At 59.8% G+C, this 8,825-nt stretch carries 6 protein-coding genes; 4 read left to right on the forward strand and 2 right to left on the reverse strand.

Going from position 1 to position 8,825, the window contains the following annotated elements; genetic code table 11:
• On the reverse strand, nucleotides 1-189 hold a 189-nt coding region (locus CKO35_RS16915; protein WP_200173378.1), incomplete at its 3' end, for a transposase.
• Nucleotides 190-272: 83 nt separating this feature from the next.
• Between CKO35_RS16915 and CKO35_RS16920 the strand changes: the two genes are divergently transcribed.
• The 4 genes from CKO35_RS16920 to CKO35_RS16935 all read left to right on the forward strand — a co-directional run bounded on the left by CKO35_RS16920 (nucleotide 273) and on the right by CKO35_RS16935 (nucleotide 6,331).
• The gene (locus CKO35_RS16920; RefSeq protein ID WP_242467332.1) at nucleotides 273-2,024 is read left to right on the forward strand and encodes an ABC transporter ATP-binding protein; all 1,752 of its coding nucleotides are present in this window, start codon (nucleotides 273-275) and stop codon (nucleotides 2,022-2,024) included.
• The gene (locus CKO35_RS16925) at nucleotides 2,021-3,829 is read left to right on the forward strand and encodes an ABC transporter ATP-binding protein (protein ID WP_200177291.1); all 1,809 of its coding nucleotides are present in this window, start codon (nucleotides 2,021-2,023) and stop codon (nucleotides 3,827-3,829) included. The genes CKO35_RS16920 and CKO35_RS16925 overlap by 4 nt, the downstream gene beginning before the upstream one ends.
• A gap of 264 nt (nucleotides 3,830-4,093) precedes the next feature.
• A complete protein-coding gene (locus CKO35_RS16930) occupies nucleotides 4,094-4,621 on the forward strand; it encodes a GNAT family N-acetyltransferase (RefSeq protein WP_200177292.1) in 528 nt (175 codons plus the stop codon).
• Between the two features lie 462 nt (nucleotides 4,622-5,083).
• Nucleotides 5,084-6,331 carry a (Fe-S)-binding protein gene (locus CKO35_RS16935; protein WP_200177293.1) on the forward strand — a complete coding sequence of 416 codons (1,248 nt, stop codon included), beginning with the start codon at nucleotides 5,084-5,086 and terminating at the stop codon, nucleotides 6,329-6,331.
• Between the two features lie 26 nt (nucleotides 6,332-6,357).
• Here the strand turns inward: CKO35_RS16935 and CKO35_RS16940 are convergent, their stop codons facing one another.
• Nucleotides 6,358-8,655, reverse strand: a complete 2,298-nt coding sequence (locus CKO35_RS16940) for a calcium-binding protein (protein ID WP_200177294.1) — start codon at nucleotides 8,653-8,655, stop codon at nucleotides 6,358-6,360.
• Nucleotides 8,656-8,825 lie beyond the last annotated feature (170 nt).

Genomic DNA, 8,825 nt, shown 5'->3' on the forward strand with positions numbered 1-8,825 from the left:
CTGGTCCTCCTGTTGGTCATGCTGGGGAGATTGCCGCTCACGTTCCTTGCGCAACCACCGATCCAACAGGCTGCGATTGATTCCCAGAGACCGGGCAGCTTCGGCCACCCCATACCCCTGGCGCTCAACCAACGCCACTGCCTCAGCCTTGAATTCCGCCGTGTATCGACGTCGTGCCTTCTTGCTCATGAACACCTCCAATGCATAGCCTACGAGGGCTTAACGGGGTGTCCGCTACAATTGGACCACTTCATATCGATGCATGGTCGATCATGCGTCCGGTACGTGGACAGATTCGCTACGCCATGGTGATAGCGGCGGTTTCGTCGCTACTTGGCCTGATGACCATGGGATTTCTGGCGTTGGTGATCAAAGCACTGATCGAGACGCCCGACCAGTGGCCGTTGGCTTTGATGGCGGGCGTCCTGGTCTGTGCGGTCGGTACATATCTGACGCGCTTGGGCGCCTTTAACCAGTCTCACTATGCGGCGTTCCGGCTGGAGCGAATACTGCGAATGCAGCTCAGCGATCGACTGGCCCGGGTGTCATTAGGATATATGCAGAGCCAGGGTGCGGGCGCGCTGACCAAGGTGATCCATGACGACGTCAAGGCGCTGCATGTGTTTGTGGCCGACAGTACGCCGTTGTACTCGCGGGCCTACGTCACGCCTGTGGTCGCCTTTTGCCTGTTGCTGTGGCTCGATTGGCGGCTTGCACTGGCGGCTCTGGCTGTGCTGGTGCTGGGCTTCGGTATCTTGCGCCAAGCCTTGCGCAGACGTGGCGAGATGGCTCGCCTGTACAACGATGCCCGCGAGCGCGTGAGTGCGGCGGTCGTCGAGTTCGTCCAGGCGATGCCCGTGGTCAGGACCTTTGACACCGGGCACGCGACTTTCGGGCGCTATCAGAAAGCCCTGGACACCTACCTGGCCGTGCTGACGCGCTGGTACCGGGAATCCGGCTTCCCGGCCCGTTTCTCCTGGGTGGTGCTGAGTCCGATGCCGACCCTGGCTCTGGTGCTGTGGTTGGGTACCGTTCTGGTTTGGCAGGATGACCTGGATCCGGTGCGCTGGCTGGCGGTGCTGTTATTGTGCACTGGCATGGCCGAAGCGATGATGCCGGCTATGATGCTCCGCCACATGATCGAGAAGGTCAAACTCAGCATCGCCCGCATCCAGGAGGTGATGGCCGCGCCGGTCCTGTCGGTACCCGAGGGTGCGGGAGAGCGGCCGCACGACGCGGGCGTGCGGTTCGAGCACGTGAGTTTCCGCTATGGCACGATCGACGCCGACGCCCTCAGCGATGTGAGCTTCGAAGTACGGCCCGGCACGGTCACCGCGCTGGTCGGCCCCTCGGGTGCAGGCAAGAGCACCGTAGCCCGGTTGATCCCGCGCTTCTGGGACGTTATTGATGGGCGTGTGCTGGTCGGCGGGGTCGATGTGCGGCGAATGCACACCGACGATCTTTTGAGACACGTCGCCTTTGTCTTCCAGGACACATTCCTGTTTGCTGACACCATCGCTGCCAACATTTGCCTGGGAGCGCCTGATGCTGGCATGGACGACATCATTTCTGCAGCCAAGGCAGCCCAGGCGCATGATTTCATCATGGCGCTGCCAGAGGGCTACGACACCAAGGTGGGGGAGCGTGGCATTTTCCTCTCGGGGGGGCAGCGGCAACGCGTCACCATCGCCCGCGCCCTGTTGCAGAATCGGCCTATCCTTGTTCTGGACGAGGCCACGGCTTTTGCCGACCCTGAGAACGAGGCGGCGCTTATCGAGGCGCTATCCCATTTGATGCAAGGCAAGACAGTCATCATGGTGGCCCACCGCCTGGCGACAATCCGCGACGCTGACCAGATCCTGGTGTTCGATCGGGGGCATCTGGTCGAAGCTGGACGGCATGACGACTTGGTCGTCCAAGGCGGCACCTATGCCCGCCTTTGGCAAAACTACGAGGTAGCCCAGTCCTGGGCGCTGGGCAAGGCCGGGCAGGCGCCTCTCACAACCCGGAAGTCGACGTCATGAGCAACAGCGCAACTCCTCAGCGCAGGACCGGTCCAACGCCCTGGCGCACGACCTATCGACAGTTGGTCGACAGCGTAGGCCCAGGGGCCGCCCGCTTGCGCCGCAGCCTTATCGGGTTGCTGGCCGCAGCGGTTTTCCAGGGGTTGGCTCTGGCCTGCATCGTTCCCTTGTTCGCCGCCATCTTCACCCGTCAAGACATCGGTGCGGCTCTAACGTGGCTGGTGGCCTGCACCGTGATGATGGTGCTCAGTTCGGTGTTGCGCTGGCGTGCCCAGGCCTTCGACTTTGACGGCCAGATGGCGCAGGCGACCCATCGCCTGCGCACCCGCTTGGGTGAGCAGTTGCGCCGTATCCCCCTGGAAGTTCTGCAGGACAAGCGGACCGGTGAGATGAACTCCATGGTGCTCAACAACGTTGATGAAAACCTCCTGACCACTTTGACCATCCTCAACCTGATCTTCATCGCAGTGGTCACCCCTTTGGCCACGGCAGTCGCGTTGCTGGCAGTGGACTGGCGCATGGCCGTGGCCCTGCTACTGGTGTTTCCTGCCATAGTGCCGCTCTATCGCTGGCGGCGGCCGGCCCTGGGGCGTGGTAAACGTATCCTGGGCGAAGCGCACCAGCAGGCTAGTGCCGATGTTCTCGAATACATGCAGGGGATGCCTGTATTGCGGGCAGCCTGTCAGGCTGGTGTCAAGGCTGAGCGGCTGTCAGCAACCTTCAAGCGCTTAGAGGACATACAGATTTATGGCCACCGCAAGGGTGCCAAGCCCAACATCGTCGTTGCCAGTATCGTAGAGCTGGGTCTGCTATTCGTGCTCGCAGTGGGTGTGTTGTTTGTGCTCGATGGGTCGCTGGACATCGCCGTACTTGCCGCCCTGCTGGTGATCATGGCGCGTTTCTTTGAGCCGTTGTCCACCTTTATCCTCTACACTGCGATCCTTGAACTCATCGAATCGGCCCTGGAGCGTATCTCGACCCTGTTCGCCATCGATCCTTTGGAACAGCGCGTACCCGCCGCCGTGCCGACCTGTTACGACATCACCTTCGAAGGGATTTCCTTTCGCTATGCGAATGCTGGTGGTCCCTCGATCAGCAGCTTTAGCGCGACGCTGCCCGAACGTAGTCTGACGGCTCTGGTCGGGCCGTCGGGGTCCGGCAAGACGACCCTGACGAGGCTTCTGTTGCGCCACTTCGACCCGCAGGAGGGGAGTGTCCGTATCGGCGGAGTGGACCTGCGGCACATCCCTGTCGATCACTTGCATGACCTGATTTCTGTGGTCTTCCAGGATGTTTACCTGTTCGATGACACAGTGATGAATAACATCCGCATGGCCCGTCCCGATGCCTCCGACGCCGAGGTTCGGGCTGCGGCCGAGTCAGCCCAGTGCCTGGACTTCATCTCGCGCTTGCCTCAGGGCTGGGAGACCCCGCTGGGCGACATCGGTGGGCGCCTGTCCGGAGGTGAACGGCAACGCATCTCCATTGCTCGGGCCCTGCTTAAGGATGCCCCCATCGTCATCCTCGACGAGCCGACCGCTGCCTTGGATACAGAGAGCGAAATCTCGGTTCAGCGGGCCATTGATGCTTTGGTGAGTCACAAGACGGTGCTGGTGATTGCTCACCGCCTATCGACCATCGTTGGGGCCGACCAGATCCTGGTTCTGGAGGACGGCCAGCTAATTGAAAGTGGCGGTCACGATGACCTTTTATCCCTCGCCGGCCGCTATGGGCGGATGTGGGACGCCCAGCAGAAGGTGAAATGTTGGCACGTCAGCGCTGCCCTGCCGGGCGGTGCTGTGTGATTCCCTCCGCGCATGGGGCAGGGGCGGTTTTTCTGCCGTATCGGTGAAAAGCGCGATAATGTGCGCGAGTGAGTATTCCACGCCTATTCGTCCACTAATACTCGGGACCCTATGCACAGTTGAAGTAGCCACTGGATGCCCGCTTGCCCGTTCGAACTGTTTCATCTGCTGAAGTGAAGCTAAGAGCCAGTTTTTCCAACCGGCTACACACGCTGCCCTGCTGTGAGTGTCACTGAATTTTTAACCATCTTAGAGAAGAAGCAAATGGAGACCATTGAGACCAGCCGCCTTGTCCTGAGGCCGTTCACTCAGCGAGATGCGGCGGATCTTTTCGAGTATCTGCATGAGCCAGTAGCAGGCTGCTTTCTGTCGCTTGCGCTCGCAAACATGAATGATGCCGAGCATGCAGTGGCAGAGCGGAGCACGGACGACAAAAGCATAGCAGTGTGTTTGCGCGAATCCGGCAAACTCATTGGTGATTTGTTCGCTGAGCCGGAGGGCGACACCTTCTCGGTCGGCTGGAACTTCAATCCTGGCTTCGGTGGAAAGGGCTACGCCTATGAAGCTGCCGCTGCGCTGTTCACTCATCTCTTTACAGAACGGGCAGCACGTCGGCTGTACGCCTATGTGGAGGAAACGAACACGCCCTCCCAGAGGCTCTGCGAAAAACTTGGAATGCGGCAGGAAGGGGTTTTCAAGGAGTTTGTCTCTTTCAGAAACGATGACAGTGGGGCTCCAATCTATGAAAACACCATGCAGTACGCCCTTCTTCGACGCGAGTGGCTATCCTAGATAGCGGCCCAGCGTCCATCGTGCCTATCTGGTCTCTAATTCAGGATTGGTTTTTGTGTCGTCAGCGGCTCGTACCGCTTGGCACCATGCCGATTAGGCTCATCTTCAAGTCCCTTCGGCCTGATGGGGGGAGGGCCCGCTTCATAAAGGATGGCTGTGCTTGCGGCTGTTGAAGGACTATGGGTTGGCCGTGGCCGATGCCCGTATCGCGCCTGCAACGGGATGACCTGCTACAGGTCAGGATGGCCCCCAGTTCCGCATGCCCGCTCCAGCCCCTGCTGTTACCCCATTCTGAAGCGGCAAGGAGAGCAGCAGCAGGCTGATACAATGGAAGGACAGCTGTTTGCGGGACATGATCTATCCGGGCATATGGGGGCGTAACGAAACCGGATACTCTAACAGATCCCGCCCTTGCCACCGAAGGAAGGCCCCGATGTCGCCGCTTTTCAAGCCTGTCGTGCCATGAACCACGCCGAAGTTCTGCGAAATACCGACCGCTGCGTGAAATGCGGTCTGTGCCTGCCTCATTGCCCCACTTATCGGGTCACCCAGGATGAAGGTGACTCACCCCGTGGCCGCATCACCCTTATGCAAGGTCTGATGAGTGGTGCCTTGCGGGACGACGCTGCGGTGCGTCGGCACCTGGAAGGATGTTTGGGCTGTCGTGCCTGCGAGGCAGTCTGTCCCTCCGGCGTGCCCTTCGGCAGCCTGATGGATGCGACGCGAGCGAGCCTGATCCCGCCGACGCGAGGCGCCGGTCTGGTCGGTGGGTATCTGCTGCGCCATGCCGGAGCCAGGCGCGTGGCATCCGGTGGTCTAAGGGTGGCAGGGCGCCTGGGTCTAGGCAGACTGGTCGGCCGCGTGGGCGCGGATGACCGGCCGGGTGCGGCCCGTGCGGCATCCTTTCTGCCGGATGTGGCGCACCCGCCGCGGCTGTCTGCCCCGGGACGTCCGGCCGCGGCGGATGCCTTGATGGACGACGTGCGCGGTACGGTGTCCCTGTTTTCCGGCTGTACTGCGGAGACCTTTGACGGGCCTTCGCTGGAGGCAGCCGCCCGGGTGCTGAGGCGCCTGGGTTACCGGGTCGTACTGCCTGAAGGACAGGCATGCTGCGGGGCGTTGGATCATCATGCCGGCCGTGCCGGGGCCGCGGCGAAGCTTGCTGGCCGCAATCGGGCGGTCTTCGTCGGAGGGGAGGGGCCCATCCTGAGCCTGAACAGCGGCTGTCGTGCCCATTTGCAGGATGCGGGGGGGGAGGGGTTCGGTGATCGGGTGACCGGCTTATGCCGTTTGCTGGCGTGCCAGGACCTGACACCCCTTCATCTGATCGATGCCCCCCTCAGGGTGGTCTTCCATACGCCCTGTACCCTGCGGCACGTATTGCGTGAGCATGGGTTGATGGAAGCCCTGTTGCGGCGCCTGCCCGGTGTGGAATTGATCCCGTTGCCGGACAACGCCCTTTGCTGTGGCGGTTCCGGTAGTCACATGCTGACCCATCCGCGCATGGCCGACCGGCTGCTGGCCCCCAAGCTGGATGCCCTTGTCGACCTGAGCCCGGATGTACTCATCACCGCCAATGTGGGCTGCGGTCTGCATCTGGCAGCCGGTATCCGGCGCCGCAAGCTGGCGATGTCGGTCATGAGTCTTGCTCAGCTCATTGACAGTCGTTGTGGATTGCCTCGTCCCGCTTCATGGCAGGATGAGCCATGAAGCGGGGAAGTTTTTGAGGATTGATTTCAGGCGGCAGCTGACCAGCTGGCTGCCAGTGTGGGCGCCAGTGCATTACGCATGTCGTCTGTCAGTTCGGTGTGAATGCCGCCCCCTTCCGGTGCAAATTCGGCCATGGCGAGTACCAGTTGATCAATCTGATTCGCGCTTGCCACCATGTCACCCGCATGGATTTCGCCGACTCGATGGTCGGCATTTCGATACCAACCAATAAACCGAACCTGATTCTCGGTGCCGATGACATCGATGAGAAGGTCATTGCCGGATCTTCGAAACCACAGATCCTGCGCTGACGCATCATTGAAGTGCGCGGTATCTTCCATGTTGGGAGCGCCGCTGACCGAATGGATGCGGCTATTGTGGTAATCGCCCTGAAAGTGATACTGGTCGGCACCTCGTCCCCCGTACAGATGAGAATCACGGGCGGCGATGAGGATGTCATTGCCGTCTTCGCCGTATAGGCGATCTCCGATACCGGCAATCAGAACATCATCACCCGCCCCACCATAGAGACGATCACTGCCCTCACCGCCGATGAGGGTGTCGTTGCCAGCACCGCCGTAGAGATAGTTGTTGCCGCTGCCGGCGATGAGGGTATTGTTGCCACCCCCGCCGTAGAGGCGATCATTACCGTCGCCGCCCTGGAGGGTGTCGTCGGTATCGAAGCCATAGATCGTTTCACCGCCCACAGCGGGTTTGAGGGCTTCCGTACGGATGCGGTCGATATCCCATTCGGTGCCATCGGCGAAGCGGATCAATTCGACGGCACGGTTTTCGTTGAGTGTTCCGGTGCTTGACTGGAACATGCCGTTCACCGTGATTGACTCGCCTGTATCCAGGGTAAGCACCAGGTTGGCGCCATTGCGGCGGACCGTGACATGTTCCTCGGCGATGTCCTGGCCCAATTCAATGACATCTGATCCGCCGTATTCGTAGATGGTGTTGCTGCCGTTCCCCCGTCCGAAGCGATAGATGTCGTTGGAAGACGTGTTCTGGGAGTAGAGGCGGTCGGTGCCGCCGCCCATGATGAAGAGGTTGTCGCCGGAACCGCCGTAGAGGTGGTTGTTGCCATCACCGGCGATGAGGGTGTTGTTGCCGCCCTGCCCATAAATGCGATCATTGCCCTCACCGCCGATGAGGGTGTCGTTGCCAGCACCGCCGTAGAGATAGTTGTTGCCGCTGCCGGCGATGAGGGTATTGTTGCCACCCCCGCCGTAGAGGCGATCATTACCGTCGCCGCCCTGGAGGGTGTCGTCGGTATCGAAGCCATAGATCGTTTCACCGCCCACAGCGGGTTTGAGGGCTTCCGTACGGATGCGGTCGATATCCCATTCGGTGCCATCGGCGAAGCGGATCAATTCGACGGCACGGTTTTCGTTGAGTGTTCCGGTGCTTGACTGGAACATGCCGTTCACCGTGACTGACTCGCCTGTATCCAGGGTAAGCACCAGGTTGGCGCCATTGCGGCGGACCGTGACATGTTCCTCGGCGATGTTCTGGCCCAGTTCAATGACATCCGATCCGCCGTATTCGTAGATGGTGTTGCTGCCGTTCCCCCGTCCGAAGCGATAGATGTCGTTGGAAGACGTGTTCTGGGAGTAGAGGCGGTCGGTGCCGCCGCCCATGATGAAGAGGTTGTCGCCGGAACCGCCGTAGAGGTGGTTGTTGCCGTCTCCGGCGATGAGGGTGTTGTTGCCGCCCTGGCCATAAATGCGGTTGTTGGATTCGTCCCCAATGAGAATCGAATCACCGTCGGTGCCGTGCAACGTACCGGATCCGTAAATGACGAAGTCACTTTCAAAACCTTCAGGAAGGCTGCCCATGCCAAAATCTTCCTGGAGCCAACCAAGAAGCAGATTGGTGCCGGTCCATCCCAAGGGAACCAGATTTTTCCCCATGAGCTGATTGAACTCGATCAGTTCATCAAGAGCAATCAACTTATTCTCCGCGCGATATTCTGCAAACAAGGCGTCGGTGGCTGTAAAATCCAATGTAATGCCATCCTCGCTGAATACCATTTCTATCGAATCAAGGTAAGGTTTGAAATGAGTTTGCGCCATTAATTCTTTGTACATGGATTGAGTAAGTTCGCTGAAAGCCTGTTCAAGCAACCTTGCAGCCTGCTGTCTCGGATTTTGCGATCCACCTTGAATAAATGGTTCGCCCAGGAAACTCTCTAATACGATCACTTTTCTGGCGTCGATAAAATTTCCCCGGCTCGAAGCATCGAGATCAGAAGTGCCTACCCATTCGTACATGATCGACGTCATCAATTCGATGCGCGGAGTCCGTGTCGTCTCCGCCATGAATTGTTCCACCAGTGCTTGTATTTTCCCGCTTTCGTCCCGAGCCATGCCCCCGCTGGCAAAGTAGTTGGAACCTGACCTGCTGTTAGAATCTTAAACCCTGAAGGGGGCGACGAGAGGGTTCCGATGAAGTACTCCGAAGAACGCCGGGAAGCAGTGCTCAAGAAGCT

The sequence above is a fragment of the Ectothiorhodospira shaposhnikovii genome (assembly GCF_016584105.1).
GTDB lineage: Bacteria > Pseudomonadota > Gammaproteobacteria > Ectothiorhodospirales > Ectothiorhodospiraceae > Ectothiorhodospira > Ectothiorhodospira shaposhnikovii.